Source organism: Psychrobacter sp. ANT206 (assembly GCF_056880555.1).
On record NZ_CP096271.1, the window covers coordinates 407,343 to 427,441 of the forward strand.

Sequence of the window (20,099 nt, forward strand, 5' to 3'; positions counted from 1 at the left end):
GGCTGTAGTTTATGGTCTTAGTTTGTTAAATATGCATCATGTTTTTAAGTTGAAAATACTCTAAAATTTAGTGCTAAAAAAAAGCCAGCCACCTATACATAGCGTGACTGGCTTTTTTGTGTCAAATATCTGCCATATTTTCATGTTATCTTTAATAAATCATTACCATTAGATTCTAATTAAATGATACATATTGTATTACTATTATTGACAGCATTCGATTTAAGGCGGTATAGTAGCTAACGCTAGTCGAGACCTGTTCAAGGAAGAATGAATGGGTGGCAGGCGACTAATAAGCATTATAAAAAGTAAAACGAAAGGACTCGTTATGACTCAAAATATCCATTCTGATACCATTCTAAATAATATCCCCTCTATCAATATGGGCGCACGTTCGGCAAATGCGCCATTGACTCAAAGCTATGATAAAGGTCCTGATGTGCCGCTGATTGAAGCGACCATCGGTGATTTCTTTGATGCTATCGTCTCCAAATATCCTGAACGCGAAGCGCTGGTCGTCTGCCATCAAAATATTCGCTGGACATATCAACAGCTGCAACAGCAAGTAAATCAGTTAGCGAGCAGTATGATTGAGATGGGGCTTGAGATTGGTGACCGTATCGGTATCTGGTCGCACAACAATGCTGAATGGCTACTCATGCAATTGGCAACTGCCAAGGTTGGTATTATTTTAGTCAATATCAACCCTGCTTATCGTGTTTTTGAGCTGCAATATGCGCTAAATAAATTGGGCTGCTCGGCATTGGTGCTCATGCGCCATTTTAAAAGTAGTGACTATGCCAGCCTAATCCGTGAGATGTGTCCTGAGATTTACCACAAAAATTACACTCAGCTGGATTTGGTCGAGATTCCAACGATTGAGCGCATCATTTGGATTGATGAACCAAATAGCGATGAAGAGTTTGGGTTTATGCAGAAGTTTTCTGCATGGATGGCAGAAGGTGATGCCAATGATCCGCGTATCGCCGAGCGTCAAGCTCAGCTTAAAAATACTGACGCCATTAACGTACAGTTTACCAGTGGTACAACGGGCACACCGAAAGGCGCAACTTTAAGCCATCGCAATATATTAAATAACGGCTATTTCATCGGTGAAGCGATGAATTTCACTGAAAAGGATAGACTGTGTATTCCAGTGCCTTTATATCATTGCTTTGGTATGGTGCTTGGCAATTTAGCCATTCTCACTCATGGCGGTTGTATCGTTTATCCAAATGATGGTTTTGAGCCATTATCGGTATTACAAGCCGTTGAACAGGAAAAATGTACGGGTTTACATGGCGTACCGACGATGTTTATCGCTGAGCTTGATCACCCTGAATTTAAAAATTTCGACTTATCGACCTTGCGTACTGGCATTATGGCAGGCTCTAGTTGTCCGATTGAGATCATGCGCCGTGTCATTGATGAGATGCACATGAAAGAGGTCACCATTGCTTATGGCATGACTGAAACCAGCCCAGTATCTTGTCAAACCAATGAACATACGCCACTTGATAAGCAAGTCTCGACCGTGGGACTTGTGCAGCCAGCGCTTGAAGTCAAAGTCATCGATACTGAAACAGGTGAAATTGTGCCCTTAGGTGAGACTGGCGAGTTACTCACCCGGGGTTATTCGGTGATGAAAGGCTATTGGGGCAGTCGCTTTAAAACGCGTGAAGCCATTCAAGATGGCTGGATGCACACCGGTGACTTGGCGACCATGGACGAAGATGGCTATGTCAAAATCGTCGGTCGTAGTAAAGATATGGTCATCCGCGGCGGTGAAAACATCTATCCGGTTGAAATCGAAAACTATCTATATCGTCATCCTAAAATCCGTGATGTGCAAATTGTTGGTGTTCCTGATGAAAAGTATGGTGAAGTATTGGCTGCTTGGATTATACCTAAAGAAGCTGGCAGCTTAACGGAAGAAGAAGTCCGTCAATTCTGTAGTGAGCATATTGCTCATTATAAAGTGCCAGCATATTATCGCTTTGTGACCGAATACCCAATGACCATCACTGGTAAAATTCAGAAATATAAAATTATTGAGCAAATGAGAGAAGAGTTAGGATTATAAAAAATTGAGCCGTTTTACTTCTTATTTTACTAATAAATTTTTCAGTAAATATTAAAATAACCAGTAGTTAAAAAAATTCGCATAAAAAGCTACTCGCATTTACGCATTAAAGAAAAGGGATATCATGAGCGCTATCATAACCAGTAAACTGAGTCCAAATGCCGCTGAATTTCAGCAGAACAGTGCTGCCATGCAAGAGGTCGTCGATGACTTATATCAGCACTTGCGTAAAGTCGCCCAAGGTGGTTCAGAGCGTGCACGCGCCAAGCATTTAGCACGTGGTAAGCTACTACCTCGTGAGCGTGTCGAGCGTTTGCTTGATGTTGGTACGCCATTTTTAGAAGTGGCTCCGATGGCAGCGCACGATATGTATGGTGAAGATATTCCAGCGGCGGGCGTGATTGCGGGTATCGGCCGTATTAATGGCACTGAGTGTATGATTGTCTGTAATGATGCCACGGTAAAAGGCGGCACTTACTACCCAATGACGGTAAAAAAACACCTACGTGCACAAGAAATCGCGCAAGAAAACAACTTGCCTTGTGTATATTTGGTGGATTCTGGCGGTGCAAACTTGCCCAATCAGGATGAAGTATTCCCTGATAAAGAACACTTTGGACGTATATTTTTCAATCAAGCTAATATGAGTGCCGCTGGCATTCCACAGATTGCAGTGGTCATGGGTAGCTGTACCGCTGGCGGGGCATATGTCCCAGCGATGAGCGATGAGTCTATTATTGTTAAAGAACAAGGAACTATCTTTTTAGGTGGTCCGCCACTGGTGAAAGCCGCCACTGGTGAAGAAGTCACAGCAGAAGATTTGGGCGGCGGCGATGTACATACCCGTCTATCAGGGGTGGTCGATCATTTGGCGCAAAACGATACCCATGCGTTATCAATCGCGCGTAATATCGTTAGCCACTTAAACCGTTCTGCTAAACAGATTCCAAATCAAATAAAACCACGTCCACCGCGCTATGATGCTAAAGAACTATACGGCGTCATTCCAACCGATAAGCGTAAGCCATTTGATATTAGAGAAATTATCACTCGTATCGTCGATGACAGTGCCTTTGATGAATTTAAGGCGCGCTTTGGCATGACGTTAGTATGTGGTTTTGCTCATATCGAAGGTATGCCAGTTGGCATTATTGCCAATAATGGCATCTTATTTAGTGAATCTGCACAAAAAGGCACGCACTTTATCGAGCTCTGCTGTAAACGCAAAATTCCTTTGATATTCCTACAAAACATCACAGGCTTTATGGTCGGTCGTAAGTATGAGAACGAAGGTATTGCCCGTCATGGTGCCAAGATGGTGATGGCGGTAGCGAATGCTAAAGTACCAAAATTCACCGTTATTGTTGGTGGCTCATTCGGTGCGGGTAACTACGGTATGTGTGGACGTGCTTATAGTCCGCGCTTCTTATGGATGTGGCCAAATGCTCGTATCTCTGTGATGGGCGGTGAGCAAGCGGCGTCAGTATTGGCAACGGTTAAACGCGATAACTTTGACCGTAAAGGCGAGGCGTGGAGTGATGAAGACGAAGCGGCATTTAAAGCGCCGATTCGTGAGATGTATGAAGAGCAAGGTCATCCTTATTATGCCACCGCTCGTTTATGGGATGATGGCGTGATTGACCCTGCTGATACCCGTAATGTGTTGGCATTAGCACTTAGCGCGGCTCATAACGCGCTGATTGAAGAGACAAACTTTGGTGTCTTTAGAATGTAGCATTGAAAGGTATATTGCCAGACATTTAGCGCTCATCAATACATAAAATATAGAGAAAGATATGCAACAAAATTTGAATAATTATGAAAGTCTATTGGTTAACGTTGAGCAGCACGTTGCAACAGTCACCTTGAATCGCCCTGAGATACGTAACGCCTTTAATGATGAAATGATTGCTGAGCTAACCGATGCATTCAAAACGCTTGGCGCTGATGATCAAGTACGCGTTATCCTTTTAGCAGCGGCTGGTAAAGCCTTTTGTGCGGGTGCCGATTTGAATTGGATGCGCGCCATGGCGGATTATAGCTATGAAGAGAACCTAGAGGACGCGGTTAAATTGGCACAAATGCTTAAGACCATTTATGAGTGCCCAAAACCAACGATAGCAGCGGTACAAGGGGATGTTTATGCAGGCGGCATGGGTTTGGTTGCTGTCTGTGATGTAGCTATCGCTGTAAGAATTGCCAATTTTTGTCTTAGCGAAGTGCGTTTGGGCTTAGCACCAGCAACCATTAGCCCTTATGTGATACGTGCATTAGGTGCTAGAGCCTCACAGCGTTATTTTCTCAGTGCGGAAGTATTTGATAGCAAAAAAGCCCGTCAGCTTGGCTTTATCCATGAGCGCGTTAGTGAAGAGTCGCTTGATGATGCAGTTGCAGAATTTTGTGCCAAAGTAGTCAAAAACAGCCCTGAGGCCGTCAAAACCTGCAAGCGTTTATTGCATGAAGTCGCGGGCGCACCGATTACCGATGAGCTAATCGCCGATACTGTCAAAGGCATCGCTGATATTCGCTCATCAGAGCAAGGTAAGGAAGGGGTGCAAGCATTTTTGCAAAAGCGCCAACCTGATTGGCTAGTAGCAGAGTAGCCATGTATCAATAAAAATATTTTTGCTAAATTGCCAATGAATAATAAAACCAGTTTAGCGTAAACAGTTATACGTGAATATCATCCTACCGTTTGATTATTTATCAACGATAAAACGACAAGATACAGGGATAGTTATGTTTTCTAAAATTTTGATCGCCAACCGTGGTGAAATCGCTTGCCGAGTTGCCGCGACTGCCAAGCGTTTGGGTGTAAGTACCGTTGCGGTTTATTCCGATGCCGACCGTGAGGCTAAGCATGTGGCTGTCTGCGATGAAGCTGTCTATTTGGGTGGTTCGGCTCCTAAAGATAGCTACCTGAAAGGCGATGCTATCATTGCCATTGCCAAAGAGACTGGCGCACAAGCGATTCACCCAGGTTATGGATTTTTAAGTGAAAACGCGGATTTTGCTCAAGCTTGTCAAGATGCAGGCTTGGTCTTTATCGGACCATCAGCTGACGCTATCCGTGCCATGGGCGGAAAATCTGAGTCCAAACGTTTGATGGAAGCGGCTGGCGTGCCACTAATACCCGGCTACCATGGTGAAAATCAAGATGCGCAATTTTTGCAGCAGCAAGCCGATAGCATTGGCTATCCTGTACTGATTAAAGCCAGTGCTGGTGGTGGTGGTAAAGGTATGCGTATCGTTGAGCAGTCCAGTGACTTTATTGATTTATTAGAATCTTGTCGCCGTGAAGCGATTACCAGTTTCGGTAACGATCAAGTATTGGTCGAAAAATACGCATTGAAACCTCGCCATATAGAAATCCAAGTATTCGGTGATACGCATGGCAACTATGTGCATCTGTTTGAGCGTGATTGCTCGGTACAACGTCGCCATCAAAAGGTATTGGAAGAAGCGCCGGCACCGGGTGTTGATGCAGCGATGCGTGAAGCAATGGGAACAGCGGCAATTGAAGCTGCACGTGCGGTCAATTATTTTGGTGCAGGTACGGTTGAGTTCATCGTTGAGCAGCGCGAAGGCTCAATGAATTTTTATTTTATGGAAATGAATACCCGTCTGCAGGTTGAACATCCGGTCAGTGAAGCTATCTCTGGCGTCGACTTGGTCGAATGGCAGCTATTGGTCGCGGCAGGTTTGCCATTGCCGAAAAAACAGGCAGAGCTGACTATCAACGGTCATGCGATTGAAGCACGTATTTGTGCTGAAAATCCTGATAATGGGTTTCTGCCAGCCACAGGTACTTTATTCACTTATCAAAAGCCTGAGCATAGTACTTTCATCATTAATAAGAACAGCACGGATGTACGTATCGATGACGGTGTACGCGAAGGTGATGTGATTAGCCCATTCTACGACTCTATGATTGCAAAGCTTATCGTTCATGCGCCTACTCGCGAGCAAGCGTTAGCTAAGCTTAATCGTGCACTAGCCCAAACGCGCATCGTCGGTCTGCCAAATAACGTCGCATTTTTGCGCTATATTCTTAATACGGAATCATTCAGCCAAGCCAATCTTGATACTGCGCTGATTGAGCGTGAGCGTGAGCAGCTGTTTGATCAGCATCCGCTTGAGTTATCGATACTTGCGGTTACTGCTATTGCGCAGCAGCTTGCCAATGAAGCGACAACGCAAGGGTCAGATCCTTTTAGCAAGCCTACGGGTTTCCGTGCCTTTAGCGATTATACGCGCTCGTTTAGCTTAGTTTATAATGAGCAATCTTATAAAGCTCTTATTAGCAACTGGCACAATGCAAGTTGTTCAGATAACAAAAAGGGCAGCGATAACCTCAGTAGCTTTACGCTAGTTATTAGGAAAGAAGTTGCGAACACTCAAGATAACAGCAACGCTAATGTAGCTGCCCAGATAGAAACTGTCTATGAAGGTCAAGTCAGCTATAGCAGTATTGACGCACACAATCATACTCTATGGTTAGATGGTGCTCGTATCAACGCCCAAAGCTGGACAAACCATGAGACCGTTTATGTCTTTACTGATAACGGGCGTGATGAAATCACCCTTGTTGATATCATGGCGCACGTCGGCGAAGAGAATGCGGCGGTCGGTAGCTTAAAGTCGCCAATGCCAGGGCAAGTCGTGGCCTTCAAAGTTGCAGTCGGTGATACGGTGAAAAAAGGCGAGCCATTGGCTGTCATTGAAGCGATGAAAATCGAACATACTATTACGGCACCGACAGATGGCGTGGTTGTAGAATTATTATTCGCCGCAGGTGACTTGGTTGCTGATGGTGATGAGCTGCTGCGTATTGATAGCGAAGAGAATTAGTAAAAAGGACAATCTGTATGAGTATCTCGTACCCAAAACACGTCACCATCGTTGATGTTAGCCCACGTGATGGGCTACAAAATGAATCAATGACGGTACCGACTGCGGTTAAGCAAAGGCTTATCAACGATTTGATTGCCGCAGGGGTTAAAAAGCTTGAGGCTTCTAGCTTTGTATCGCCTAAATGGGTACCGCAAATGGGCGACAATAGCACGCTGTTAGAGGCACTTGCAGCGACACGTCACAGTGATGTGAGCTATTCGGTGTTGGTGCCGAACATGCGTGGTTTTGAAAATGCTATCGTGCATCGTCCTGATGAAATCGTCATTTTTGGCTCAGCAAGTGAAACCTTTAGCCAAAAAAACATTAATTGTAGTATTGATGAGAGTATTGAGCGTTTTGCACCAGTGGCTGCCGCGGCTAAAGCGCAAGGGATCAAAGTACGAGGCGTCATCTCTTGTACGGTAGGTTGCCCTTATGAAGGTGACATTGACCCAAGTAAAGTGGCGTATGTAACCAAGCGTTTGGTCGAGATTGGTGCTGAGCAGATTGGCATTGCTGATACGATTGGTGTTGGTACGCCGCTCAAGGTACAGCGGGCGCTACAGGCTGCACTTGAATATGCTGATATCAGCATGTTGTCAGGACATTTTCATGATACTTATGGTCAAGCGTTAGGTAATACCTTGGCTGCCTTACAAATGGGTGTCAGTGAATTTGATACCTCCGTCGCTGGACTTGGTGGTTGTCCTTATGCCAAAGGCGCAACGGGCAATGTCGCGACTGAAGATGTGGTTTATATGCTGCATGGTATGGGTATCAGTACTGGTATTGATTTGGATAAATTGGTCGTGGCAGGTGAGCGTATCAGTGAGTTTTTAGGTCGTCCTAATGGGTCAAACGTGGCACGTGCTTTAATTAACAAACGTCAGTCTTAATAATTTCATTAAGAATATAGTTAGTCATAAGCTAAATGAATAGATAGATAGGTTTATGGCTGGGACAAATTTTTTGAAGCCTCTGGAGTGACGAAGTTGCACAGCAAGCGAGGAAAATTTGTCCAAGCTATATCATCTATTTTTAAATTGACACAGCGCTAGTAAAAAATTAAACATCAAAATACAAGGAATGGCTATGAGTTTACCTGGATTGAATTTTCAGCTTGGCGAAGATATCGACGCCTTACGTGACATGGTGCAACAGTTTGCGGCTAATGAAATTGCCCCACGTGCTGCCGAGATTGACAGTAGCGATGAGTTCCCAATGGATTTATGGCAAAAGATGGGTGATATTGGTCTACATGGCATCACTGTTCCTGAAGAGTACGGCGGCTCCAACATGGGCTACGTCGCACATATGGTCGCGATGGAAGAGATTAGCCGTGCCTCTGCCTCTGTAGCACTGAGCTATGGTGCACATTCCAATCTGTGTATCAATCAGCTCAAACGTAATGGTTCAGAGGAACAAAAGCAAAAATATCTGCCTAAGCTCATCAGTGGCGAATTCATCGGTGCATTGGCAATGAGTGAAACTGGTGCGGGGTCAGATGTCGTTAGTATGAAGCTAAAAGCCGAAGAAAAAGATAGCAGCTACATTTTAAACGGTAGCAAAATGTGGATTACCAATGGTCCTGATGCTGACGTGATGGTGGTTTATGCTAAGACCAATCCAGAATTAGGCGCTAAAGGCATGACGGCTTTTATCGTTGAAAAAGGCATGGAAGGCTTTGGCACGGCGCAAAAGCTCGACAAACTAGGTATGCGCGGTAGTCATACTGGTGAAATGACCTTTAATAATGTTGAAGTACCTAAAGAGAATATCTTAGGCGGCTTAAACGAAGGCGTTAAAGTTTTAATGAGCGGTCTTGATTATGAGCGCGCGGTATTAGCCGCAGGTCCTATCGGTATCATGCAAGCCGTGATGGACAATGTCGTGCCTTATATTCATGATCGTAAGCAGTTTGGACAAGCCATCGGAGAGTTCCAGCTTATCCAAGGTAAAGTTGCAGACATGTATACCATCCTGCAAGCAGGTCGTAGCTTCTTATACACCGTTGGCAAGAATTTGGACATGTTAGATCAACGCGGTGCCGGTCATAGTCGAGAAGTGCGTAAAGACTGTGCCAGTGTGATTTTATGGTGTGCCGAAAAAGCCACTTGGATGGCAGGCGAGGGTATTCAAATCTTTGGTGGTAATGGCTATACCAACGAGTATCCACTAGGTCGTTACTGGCGTGATGCCAAGCTATATGAGATTGGCGCGGGTACCAGTGAGATTCGCCGTATGCTGGTTGGTCGTGAATTGTTTAACGAGACTAAGTAAGAATTATTGAGTGTTCATTAGATATTAAGTTCAAAATAAAATCGATACATTAATATCCTCGTGCTAATGAGCTAAATTTTTCTTGCGTGCTGTTCGCAGGCGTGACAGAGTCTGCGAATAGCTCATCCCTTTAGCACTCTGTATTGATCTCAAATCAAATAGACATAAAAAAGCAGGACGTTTTAAGCGTCCTGCTTTTTTAATTTCTAGCTCATAAAATTTTTTCAGTCATCATGCCTGTTTACTATGATCAAAATAGCGCGCAAGACCATTTAATAATAAATCGTCACGCAGGCGCACTGGGCGGTTGACGTGTTGGGCGATAATAGCTGCATCACCGCCAGTCATGATCACTTCAAAGTTGGGATGACGTGTGCTAATCTCGTTAATAGCACCGACGATAGATAGTAGTATCCCGCGATGTACCGCATCTTGCGTGGTGAGACCTTGGCTAACACTATCAAAAGTACCGTTAGAAATGGTGATTTGCTTGGTACCAGAAAATAGCGACTCGCGTTGCAGGTAAATACTCGGGAAAATGTAACCGCCCAAATGCTCAGCATGGTCAATCAAATCAATCGTCACTGCTGTACCACAACCTATCACACATTGACGTTTGGTTCTATCCACCGCGCCGAGCATTTGTAGCCAACGGTCACAGCCAAGCTGCTCATCATTATAAGCGCTTTTCATAAGTGGATAATTGGCATCGACATGGACAAATTCAAACGGGATATTAAGGCGACTGAGCGTTTCTGAAACTTTGACATTAAGATCATCGCCGAGCACCGATGAGATACCGATAAAGTCAGGGGCATAACGCTCAAAGCGGTCGGTCAAACCCATGAGTAATTCGGCAGGTGCTTGCAAATGTTGCTTGGCATCATGTGAGACTATCTGTCCGATATCATCAGTCAGCCAGTATTTAAGGCGGGTGTTGCCGAGATCAAGCCAGAGCATAAAATTCCCTTTAGATAGAGCGCATTCAGTAAATGCTTTAAGCGTTATCAATAACGTCGATGCGTCCGGTAAAAAGCGCAGAAATATTACCGTTATCTTGGCGTAATTGCAAACATCCATGTGTATCAATACCGCAAGCATAGCCAGTTAGTATCTCTGTTTGACCGTTGTGCTCTTGGCTAATACGTAAGTGCCGTCCTGCTAGTGCATCCATTGAGTCAAATTGCTGCAAAAAGCTGTCTAAATTATAGGTTTGACCAGTTGGTTTTTCTAACCCTAAATGCTCAAAGCGTGTCATTGCTGCCATTAGTGCTTTGCTCATTTGTTGATAAAGCTCTCGTAGACTTGGCAGCGTACTTGCTGGTTTATCTGGCGCTAGCAGCTGCTCGATATCTTGTAAGCTAATGGCTTGGTAGCTCATACCTTCGCAGGTTTGGGCAGTAAGCTTGGGAGTTGCTTGTACATTAAGACCAACTCCCATCACCACGCCGACCAATTTGCCCGCTTGGGTAACCGGCTCAATTAATATACCAGCAAGTTTGCTAAATTGAATAATTTTCGTGCCTGATACGGCTTCATCTGCTTCAGAGAGAGACTGATAAAATCCCAAGTCATTCGCCCATTTTACCCCTATAGGTGTTAAACCTTGGTTAGCTAGTTGTGCATTTAATGTTTGAATAACAGGCATTTTTACCAGATCAATACCGATTATTAACGACAATAAACCGCTAATCGGCATATGTACTGGATAATATAACGACAGATAAACATTGCCACGTGGTGATTGCCACGAGCGCCCATGTTGTCCACGACCTGCGCTTTGGGTTTCGGCAGTCAGTAGATGCATCTCATGGGCATTGAGCGTGCCATCCTGTACTGCTGCGATGAGCTCACTGTTGGTTGAGACGCTGCTAAATAGGTGCCGATGGTTAAGCTCTGGCAAATGAGTAAGCAGATGTGACTTAGAGTCGCAGTCAGATAAAGAGTCGAGTGGCAGCATACGTTTTTCCGCTGTGGTTAATAGAGCAAATGTGATAAATGTGGCAAGGGAAATTTTTGATATACTGAGCGATGGTCACAAATAGTCAATACAGAGTAGATAGGATAAAGGTCAGTATACGATTTGGCAAATGCAATTAAGCGTATGATAAGTAAGTGCTGAAAAGATAAAGTAATCTAGTAAAAAGAAGCAGGATAAAAGGCTGATTCGATGATGTTATATGTATGGTTTGTGATTGCAGGGGCGTTTGCTGGCGTCAGCGCAGGCTTGTTTGGCGTCGGTGGCGGTATGATTATCGTACCAGCATTGGTCTGGATTTTTGCGGCTTATAATTTTCCTTCTGAAGTGGTCACTCATTTGGCGATTGGCACTTCCTTGGCTACCATCGTTGTGACTTCGATCAGCTCATTAACTGCGCATAATAAGCGCGGCGGGGTACGTTGGGAAGTATGGCGCAAGATGGCACTGGGCTTGATCATCGGTAGTCTAGTTGGTGCCGGTATTGCGGACATGATTGATGGTAAAGTGTTACAAGCTATCATCGGTATTGGTGCATTACTGGTCGCGCTAAAAATGCTCTTTTTATCCAATAAGGAGCAGCTCGGTAAGCCGTTGCCATCTACTGGTGTACAGTTTAGCGCCGGTACGGGCATTGGTATGGCGTCCTCTATCTTTGGTATTGGCGGCGGTAGCTTGACCGTGCCATTTTTAAACTGGGCAGGGCTACCGATGAAGCAATCGGTCGGTACGTCTGCCGCTTGTGGTTTACCTATTGCATTGGCTGGTGCAGCAGGGTTTGCATGGTTTGGTCAAGATGTGGTTAATATGCCCGAAGGTACGATAGGCTTTGTCCATATCACAGGATTCTTATGTATTTCCGTTGCTAGCTTTGCGATGGCAAAGGTCGGTGCCAAACTTGCCCATGTATTACCTGCGCTCACGCTTAAGCGTGCCTTTGGCATATTATTGTTATTTGCGGGTGGACAGTTATTGTTAAGTGGGATCGGGGTAATTTAGGTTTTACTTCCTATCAATCGCATCTAGCCCTAAACGCATCCATTTTCTTGCCAGCTCGTCATGGTCGCTGAGCATACTCCATAGCGCATCTTCACTAAAGATAGAGTGCTCTTTACCTGAGTGCTCAATTGGCAGATCTGCTTCACGATCCGCCATCCATTGTGGATTAAGATAGTAATCTTTCAACTCGTTTAGCAATGCTTCAGCTTGCAAAAACTGCTGTTGCGCTTTGAGCTGCTGGCGGTATAGTTCGCACCATTGCTCATATTTTTGCTGCAATTCTTGCGGATTATAGTTAGTCATTTTAATTCTCTTGATTTTTAGTGTTTAAATTAATGATGTTGATTTTAAGCCCTATTATAGCGTCCCTCATAAACCCTAAAAATTTAGCACAATTTGAGGTAGAATAGCCGCCTGTTTTTGCTAAGTTTACTGATTATTCATGCGTCTAAAATCTCTCAAGCTGGCAGGCTTTAAATCCTTTGCCAATCCTACGACTTTTACCTTTCGTCGTGGTATTACTGCCATTGTCGGGCCAAACGGCTGCGGCAAATCCAACGTCATTGATGCCATTCGCTGGGTGCTGGGTGAAACCTCTGCCAAGCAGCTGCGTGGCGGCGCGATGAGTGATGTCATCTTTGCCGGTACGCAAGATAAAGCCGCCAAAAGTGTCGCTAGTGTCGAGCTGACTTTTGAGCATACGCAAGATGAGCAAAACGGTATTCGCCATGAGTTTAATCTGTATCAAGAGCTGTCCGTTCGTCGTCAGGTAAATAAGGAAGGTCGCTCAGATTATTTTATCAATGGCACGCGCTGTCGTCGTCGTGATGTGGTCGATGTATTCTTGGGCACGGGTCTTGGCGCGCGCAGTTATGCCGTCATCGAGCAGGGTATGATTGGGCGTATTGTTGAGTCTAGCCCCATGCAACTGCGTGAGTTTATCGAAGAAGCGGCAGGGGTTTCGCGCTATCAAGCGCGCCGTGAAGAGACGCAAAAGAAGTTAGAGAAAACTAAAGATAATTTGGCACGTCTGCATGATATGCAAAGCGAGCTTATTAGCCAACAAAAACGCTTGTCTAAGCAAGCCGCCAGTGCTGAGCGTTATGAAGAGCTGGCGTTAACGCTTGCTGATATTAAACAACAACTTGCCATTCAACAATTATATCAAGCCAAACATAATCAGCAGCAGCAGAAAATCGCTCATGAGCGTAGTGCCACTGAGGTTGCAACCTTACAAGCCGACTATGAGACTCTAAAAGCCAAACAAGATAAGCTTGCGACATATATCAATCAGGAGCAATGGCTCAAAGACGATGCCCAAAGCAACCATTATCAACAGCAGCTAAGCTATCAACAAGCAGAGCACCAGCTCAGTGATGCAAAGTCACAGCTGACCACCATTGAGCAGCAACTTGCCAGTTTAGAGCAGCAGCGTCAGCAATTAGTCGATGAGATTGAGCGCTTAAAATCTGATGAAGCTGAGCAGCAGAAGGTGCTAGAATTATTGCGTCCGAAGCTCATTGAATTAACGAATAAACGTGAAGCGCATAAACGCAACGAGCAACCGTTGCAGCGCGCCTACCATGACGCGCAAAATCAGCTGTCACGCCTGCAAGATACTGCGCGTACTCTTGAGCAGCAGCAAGCGATTAATAGCCAAGCACAAAAACGGCAGCAGAAAAATCATGATAAGTGGCAGCGCCGCCAGCAAAATTGGCAAAATCTCTGGCAGCAATTACAACAGTCTGTATCTCTAAATAATAGTGCTGACGAGCAAGAGCCGACTGATGCGAACAATTTACAGCACACATTAGATACGCAAGTGACTGAGCTAAATAAACAGCTGCAACAGATTGAGCGTCAACAAGATAGCGTTGATGAACGTCTGTCAGAGCTACAACCGCAAGCGCATGATTTACAACAGCGTTTAAACATGCAGCAGCGCGAGTTGAGTGAATATGAAAAACGTCATGCCGTATTGGCAAGTGAGTACGATACCCTACACCAGATATTGCATCCTAAACCTATTCCAAAATCGCAACCGCTTGTTCATGCAAAAACTGCTGATGTTAAAGGCGATTTAGGAACCGAAATAGTCAGCGATTATAAAGAGCCGGCCATATCAACCTTGCGCGAGCAGATTGAGCTAAGCGAGAAAGGCAAACAACATGCGCAATTACTCGATAGCGTATTGGCGTTGTGGTTGGATAGTCATGTATTGGTTTGCAATCAAACCATGCAGCCAAGCATTGATAACGCGAGCGATGATTCTGAGAAACCACACAGCTTATGGCAAGCGCTTAAGCAAGACTTAACAGCTTTATTTACTTATCGGACTGCGCAAAATGCGCATAGTAGTACGAAAGAGAAGTCACTAGTAGAAACTAGTCACAGCTTATGGTTATCTACAAAGCAAAATGAGGCAAATACAAAACCATTTATCAGTAAATTGCCAGATACTCTAAGTGATAAAGTACTACCTCTATCAGAGCTGATTAGCGCGCCGAACTTAGCGCTTTGGCAGCAATGCTATTTATATATTGCGCAACCTGAGACAAATAATAAGCAAACGTTAGAAGTGCTTGCTGAGATTTTAAAAGCATTGCCATCATCAGCCATTTTGCTAACGTCTGATGGCTGGCTTATCAGTCGTCAGGGGACGATTAATCTAAGTAAGTTTGCTGGCACTCAAAATGGTCAAAACGATAGCAATAGTCAATTTTTAACTCAGCGTTTACAGCAGCGCAGCCGTCTGCAAGTGTTAGAAGATCTGATTGATGAGTTTGAAGCCAAAATCCAAAATCAGCAAAAGGCTATTACTAATAATCAGCGTAACTATGATGCACTAACGGTCAGCTTAGAAGAAACCCGTGCGCAAGCTGAGCAATTGACCCGTGACCAGCATAAATATCAGCAACAGCTCACTACTCAACGCGCTAATGCTGAGCGTCTACAAGCGGACAGCCAACGCTTAAGCACTGATAAAATAGCCCTTGAGCAAGAGCGGCAAGAGCTTAAGCAAGAACAACAAACGCTTAATAATGAGCTACAGGACATCCAAAGCGCAATAGCGGCGCTAACGCCACAAATCACCGATGCTCGAGCAACAACGCAGCAATTACAAGCTGAGCGTAGTGAGTTAAGTCGCACCCGTCAGGCAGACGATGATGAGTGGCAAGCATTGCAGCTGCGTATCCAGCAGAGCGAGATGCGTTTAGAGCATGGCGTAAGCAGCCTTGCGCGTGCGACCGAGCAACACGATAAGTCACTGCAAAGCGAGAAAATTTTACAGGCAAATTATGAACAGCAGCAAAATAAGCTGCCAGAACTGCAAGCAACCCTGCAAACAGTGCAAACGGCGCGTGATGAGCAGCAGACGTTATTAACAGGGCGCGAGACAGCATTAACGGCGCTTAAGCAAGAGTATAATCAGCAGCAGGTCGAGCTAGATACCCTGCAACATAAATTGCAAACTCAGCAAAGCGCGCTTGCCCATCACTCGACCGAGTTGGCACTAAGCGTGGCGAGGTTAGAGGATGCTAGCAGCCATACGCAAGAAGCGCTAGATGTGTACTCTAATGCGAGTCATAAATATAAAGCGCAGTCGGATATATCTCAGCAGCCACAGCATCAGCAACAAGTGATGAGTGTCTCAAACTTATTGGCAGACTTTATCGCTCATGATCGCCGTGTGCGTCCAGACAAAATCGTAGAATTAGAATCTGAGCGTAATAAGCTTGAGCAGCAATTAAGCAAAATTGGCGCAGTTAATCTCGCCGCGGTGGCAGAATTGGCTGAGGTTAATGAACGTTTAGAGCCACTGGCGCAGCAGACAGCGGACATTGCTGCCAGTATGCAGACGTTGACCGAAGCGATTGCCTCTATTGACGAGACGACCAAGACACTATTTATGCAGACACTTGATGCGGTCAATAATGAGCTTGCTAACTTATTTGCCAAGGTTTTTGGCGGCGGGCAAGCAAGCTTAACGCTAAATACTGAGGATATGCCTGCTAATGCGCCAAAATCAGAACAGTGGCGGGCAGGGCTGACTTTGATGGCACAGCCAAAAGGTAAGCGTAATAGTCGATTAGCCGTGTTATCAGGCGGTGAAAAAACCCTGACCGCGCTGAGCTTAATTTTTGCGATATTTAAGCAGCATCCTGCACCATTTTGCGTGCTTGATGAGGTTGATGCGCCGCTTGATGATGCTAATGTCGCTCGTTTTACCAGTCTCATTCATGAATTAGCAGACGATTTGCAGTTTATCTTTATTAGCCATAATAAATTAACCATGCAAATTGCTGATGAATTAAAAGGTGTTACCATGCCAAGCGCAGGGATTTCTACCTTGGTCAGCGTATCGCTCGATGAAGCAGCACTTTATATTGCTGAATAGCAAAAATAGTGATAACTGACAGCGATTGTCAGTGGTATAGTTAGGGGTCAGGGCAGAAGGTCACGCAAGTGTGTCAGCCTCACGGTAAACAATGACTATATGGTGACGATGTTAATTAGCCATGCTAGACTATTGCCATTTATTCCCTCTTATGTATTCTCTTTTGTCGTAGATTAGGATTATTTCTCATGACCGCTATTCAGTTTATATTGATCGCCATTGCTGCATTGATTGTGCTTGCCGGGCTAATTATGGTCATGCGTAGCTTTAAGCGTCGCAAAAATGCAGAAGCTGCCGCGGTCAATTATGATAAAAACGGTATTCCTATCATACCGCGTCATGAGCGCAATATCGTCGATCAGCCAGATTTAGACGACACGATCGCTGGCGAAACCAGTATCACGCCTGACCGCAGTTATCTGAATGCAGTCGTTGAAGATGCACCTTTGAGCCAAGCGCGTCAGCAAGACGATGTACAGTTGATGTCTGGATACGATAATGTCAGTAGCGATGTAAACGATAGCTATAGCCAAGTAAATGATGAAGATTATGCGCGCTGGCAGGCAGAGCAGCATAACGATAATAGCGAATTTACCTCTGCTGCTGAGCAAATGAATATCGAACAAGAGCCTGATGCGTTTTCAAGCTTGGTATCGGCAACCGACAGCCTGATGCCATCTATTGATACGGCAGAAGAGCCAAGTTTCAATGATAATAGCCCGATACTTGATCAGCATTTATCAGAGCCAGTCGATGATACGCAAAATGCACCACTTATCAATGCCAAAGACAATATCAATATCACCATCTTGCCGCACCAATATCGTGACCGTCCAGCAGCGTTGATTCGCGGTCGTGATTTATTGGCATTGATCGATAAATATGGTCTGCGTTATGGCGCGATGAATATGTTCCATCGCTATGAGCAAAAAGACGGCACCGGTATGCTATGGTTTAGTATGATGGGCATCACCGATAGTGGTATCGCGCCTTTTGATCCGCATAGCGTGGCGACCAATAACTATAACGGCGTGGTGGTCTTCTTATCGTTGCCGCATCCTCAAGCGCTGCGCAGTTTCGACAGTATGATGAGCATCGCTTATATGATGGCAAGCGATTTGGACGCTGTGATGCTAGATGAAGAGAACGACCCAATCACGCCTGAATACAAGCAACAGCTACGCAACCAAGTGCGCGATTATGAAGGTTGATCGCTACCAAAGTTGATTAAAATCGATAAATAGTATCAGTACTAAAAAAGGCAAATAGCGATAACGTTGTTTGCCTTTTTACTTTTCCTAGCCATTCATTTTCATTAAAAGTTTATCCGAGTATCTTGCAAACTTGTTATCATATCGACATCTTGAATTGCAAAAAAAAGACGCCGACTATGACTGACCCTATCGCACCGCTTACCTCTAAAGACATCAATACTGCAAAATCTGCAGCAAACGAAGATGCTATCGTGGCTCAAATGCGCACGTTTATTGATGCCCTCAAGCAGCACAATTATGCCTATTATGTGCTCGACAATCCCATCTTAGAAGACAGCGAATACGATCAGTTGCGTCGCTCTTTATTGGAGTTTGAAGAACAATATCCCGATTTGGTACAGCCAGACAGCCCAATCAATCAAGTCGGCGATATGCCGCTATCGGCATTTACGCAAGTGACCCACGATATCCCTATGCTATCGCTTGGTAACGTTTTTGAATATGATGATTTGCGTGATTTTATGCGCCGCGTTAATGACCGCTTAAGCGTCGCTCAGCAAAGCCCAGAGTATGAGATGGAGCTAAAGCTGGATGGTTTGGCGGTATCACTCAAATATGTCTACGGTAAATTTACTCAAGCGGTCACGCGCGGCGACGGTCAAACGGGCGAGGATATTGCCCAAAATGCCAAAACCATTCGTAACTTGCCGCTTTGGCTTGCTGATGCCACTGATATTCCGCTGTTAGAAGTGCGCGGTGAAGTGCTCATGCCCAAGGCGGGATTTGAGCGCCTCAATCGCTTAGCAGCCGAAAAAGAAGAAAAGACTTTTGCCAATCCACGCAATGCTGCTGCTGGGAGTTTACGTCAGCTAGATCCCGCCATTGCTGCTAGCCGTCCGCTCGCATTTTACTGTTATTCAGTCAATCAAGGGTTACCTGAGCATATCAAAACCCAATCGGCAGCGCTTGCTTGGCTAAAAACCATTGGCTTTACCGTCAGTGCGGTGGAAGTAGTGCAAAATCCACGTGAGGCTCAAGCCTATTATGAATCGGTAAAAGAGACACGTGGCGAGCTGCCGTTCGAGATTGATGGCATGGTGATTAAGGTCAATAGCTTGGCGTTGCAGCAACAGCTTGGTTTTTTATCGCGTGAGCCGCGCTGGGCAACTGCTTATAAATTCCCTGCTGAAACCGTCATGACACGCTTGCATACTATCGAGTGGCAAGTCGGACGCACTGGCGCGATTACACCAGTTGGTAAATTAGAACCCGTGAAAGTCGGCGGCGTCACCGTCAGTAATGTTACCTTGCATAACTTTGGTGAGATTCAGCGATTGGATGTGCGTGCAGGCGATATGGTCAGCGTCCATCGTGCAGGGGATGTGATACCTAAAGTCACCCGCGTTTGGACAGATCAGCGTCCAGAAAACTCTGAACCCGTTAAGTTGCCATCGACTTGCCCAGTATGCGACTCGCCAGTGGTGCTGCCCAAAGATGAAGCATTGGCGCGTTGCACCGGTGGGCTATTTTGTCCCGCGCAGCAGGTCGAGGCGCTCATTCACTTTGTCTCGCGTCGGGCGATGGATATCGATGGCTTAGGCGCAAGTTGGCTGATTAGCTTTTTTGAGCACGGTTTGGTCAAGACCGTTGCCGATATCTATCAGTTGCACAATCATCAAGAGGAGCTGATTACGCTTGAGAAACTGGGCGAAAAATCTGTTCAAAATATCCTCAGCGCTATCGAAGCCAGTAAGCAGACGACGCTCGCACGCTTTATCTATGCGCTGGGTATTCGCGGTGTCGGTGAGACGACGGCGCAAAACCTCGCTCAACAATTTGGCGATCTTGATGCCTTAATGTCTGCCAGTATCGAAAAACTGCTACTCACGCCAGATGTGGGTGCTATTACCGCTGAACTTACTTATAAATTCTTCCGCGCACCGCATAATATCGAAGTCATAATGGCATTACGAGAAGCTGGCGTGCATTGGGATAAGGTTGAGCAGGTCGCGTCAGAAGGATTGCCGCTCGATGGTCAAACATGGGTGATTACTGGCGCGCTTGATAGCATGGCACGCGATGAAGCCAAAGCCAAACTGCAAGCGCTTGGTGCCAAAGTATCTGGTAGCATCTCTGCAAAAACCACGGCGTTACTGGCAGGTGATAAGACTGGCTCAAAAATGGCAAAAGCTGAAAAACTGGGCGTTAAAGTAGTGGGTGAAGAAGAGTTTTTGGTGTTGGTTGGGGAGTAGA

13 protein-coding genes are annotated in these 20,099 nt (G+C 45.4%); 10 read left to right on the forward strand and 3 right to left on the reverse strand.

The window, feature by feature from the left end; all coding sequences use genetic code 11:
* Positions 1-328 precede the first annotated feature (328 nt).
* The 6 genes from M0221_RS01730 (at position 329) to M0221_RS01755 (ending at position 9,256) form a co-directional block, all read left to right on the forward strand.
* Positions 329-2,083 carry an AMP-binding protein gene (locus tag M0221_RS01730; RefSeq protein ID WP_483284180.1) on the forward strand — a complete coding sequence of 585 codons (1,755 nt, stop codon included), beginning with the start codon at positions 329-331 and terminating at the stop codon, positions 2,081-2,083.
* 124 nt (positions 2,084-2,207) lie between these two features.
* Entirely contained in the window at positions 2,208-3,818 is a 1,611-nt protein-coding gene (locus M0221_RS01735; protein ID WP_483284181.1) for a carboxyl transferase domain-containing protein, read from the forward strand.
* A 61-nt stretch (positions 3,819-3,879) separates the two neighbouring features.
* Positions 3,880-4,686 (forward strand): enoyl-CoA hydratase/isomerase family protein, encoded by an 807-nt coding sequence (locus M0221_RS01740; protein WP_483284182.1) that lies wholly within the window; start codon positions 3,880-3,882, stop codon positions 4,684-4,686.
* A 136-nt stretch (positions 4,687-4,822) separates the two neighbouring features.
* The gene (locus M0221_RS01745) at positions 4,823-6,934 is read left to right on the forward strand and encodes an acetyl/propionyl/methylcrotonyl-CoA carboxylase subunit alpha (protein WP_483284183.1); all 2,112 of its coding nucleotides are present in this window, start codon (positions 4,823-4,825) and stop codon (positions 6,932-6,934) included.
* A 17-nt stretch (positions 6,935-6,951) separates the two neighbouring features.
* On the forward strand, positions 6,952-7,872 hold the full coding sequence (locus M0221_RS01750; protein ID WP_483284184.1) for a hydroxymethylglutaryl-CoA lyase: 921 nt from the start codon (positions 6,952-6,954) through the stop codon (positions 7,870-7,872).
* Between the two features lie 196 nt (positions 7,873-8,068).
* Positions 8,069-9,256: an isovaleryl-CoA dehydrogenase gene (locus M0221_RS01755; RefSeq protein WP_483284185.1), complete on the forward strand. Its 1,188-nt coding sequence runs from the start codon at positions 8,069-8,071 to the stop codon at positions 9,254-9,256.
* A gap of 231 nt (positions 9,257-9,487) precedes the next feature.
* Here the strand turns inward: M0221_RS01755 and M0221_RS01760 are convergent, their stop codons facing one another.
* Both M0221_RS01760 and M0221_RS01765 read right to left on the reverse strand, forming a co-directional pair.
* Entirely contained in the window at positions 9,488-10,216 is a 729-nt protein-coding gene (locus tag M0221_RS01760; protein WP_483284186.1) for a pantothenate kinase, read from the reverse strand.
* A gap of 37 nt (positions 10,217-10,253) precedes the next feature.
* Positions 10,254-11,216 (reverse strand): biotin--[acetyl-CoA-carboxylase] ligase, encoded by a 963-nt coding sequence (locus M0221_RS01765; protein WP_483284187.1) that lies wholly within the window; start codon positions 11,214-11,216, stop codon positions 10,254-10,256.
* Between the two features lie 213 nt (positions 11,217-11,429).
* On the opposite strand from M0221_RS01765, the gene M0221_RS01770 reads away from it, so the two are divergent.
* Positions 11,430-12,233 (forward strand): sulfite exporter TauE/SafE family protein, encoded by an 804-nt coding sequence (locus M0221_RS01770; protein ID WP_263242515.1) that lies wholly within the window; start codon positions 11,430-11,432, stop codon positions 12,231-12,233.
* 3 nt (positions 12,234-12,236) lie between these two features.
* Here M0221_RS01770 and M0221_RS01775 read toward each other — a convergent pair whose 3' ends face one another.
* Complete coding sequence (locus tag M0221_RS01775) at positions 12,237-12,536, reverse strand: DUF4298 domain-containing protein (protein WP_201530833.1); 300 nt, start codon at positions 12,534-12,536, stop codon at positions 12,237-12,239.
* A gap of 139 nt (positions 12,537-12,675) precedes the next feature.
* On the opposite strand from M0221_RS01775, the gene M0221_RS01780 reads away from it, so the two are divergent.
* The 3 genes from M0221_RS01780 (at position 12,676) to ligA (ending at position 20,098) form a co-directional block, all read left to right on the forward strand.
* A complete protein-coding gene (locus M0221_RS01780) occupies positions 12,676-16,632 on the forward strand; it encodes an AAA family ATPase (RefSeq protein ID WP_263240810.1) in 3,957 nt (1,318 codons plus the stop codon).
* A gap of 188 nt (positions 16,633-16,820) precedes the next feature.
* A complete protein-coding gene (locus M0221_RS01785; RefSeq protein WP_149408849.1) occupies positions 16,821-17,843 on the forward strand; it encodes a cell division protein ZipA in 1,023 nt (340 codons plus the stop codon).
* A 179-nt stretch (positions 17,844-18,022) separates the two neighbouring features.
* Positions 18,023-20,098: an NAD-dependent DNA ligase LigA gene (gene ligA, locus M0221_RS01790; protein WP_483284188.1), complete on the forward strand. Its 2,076-nt coding sequence runs from the start codon at positions 18,023-18,025 to the stop codon at positions 20,096-20,098.
* Position 20,099 lies beyond the last annotated feature (1 nt).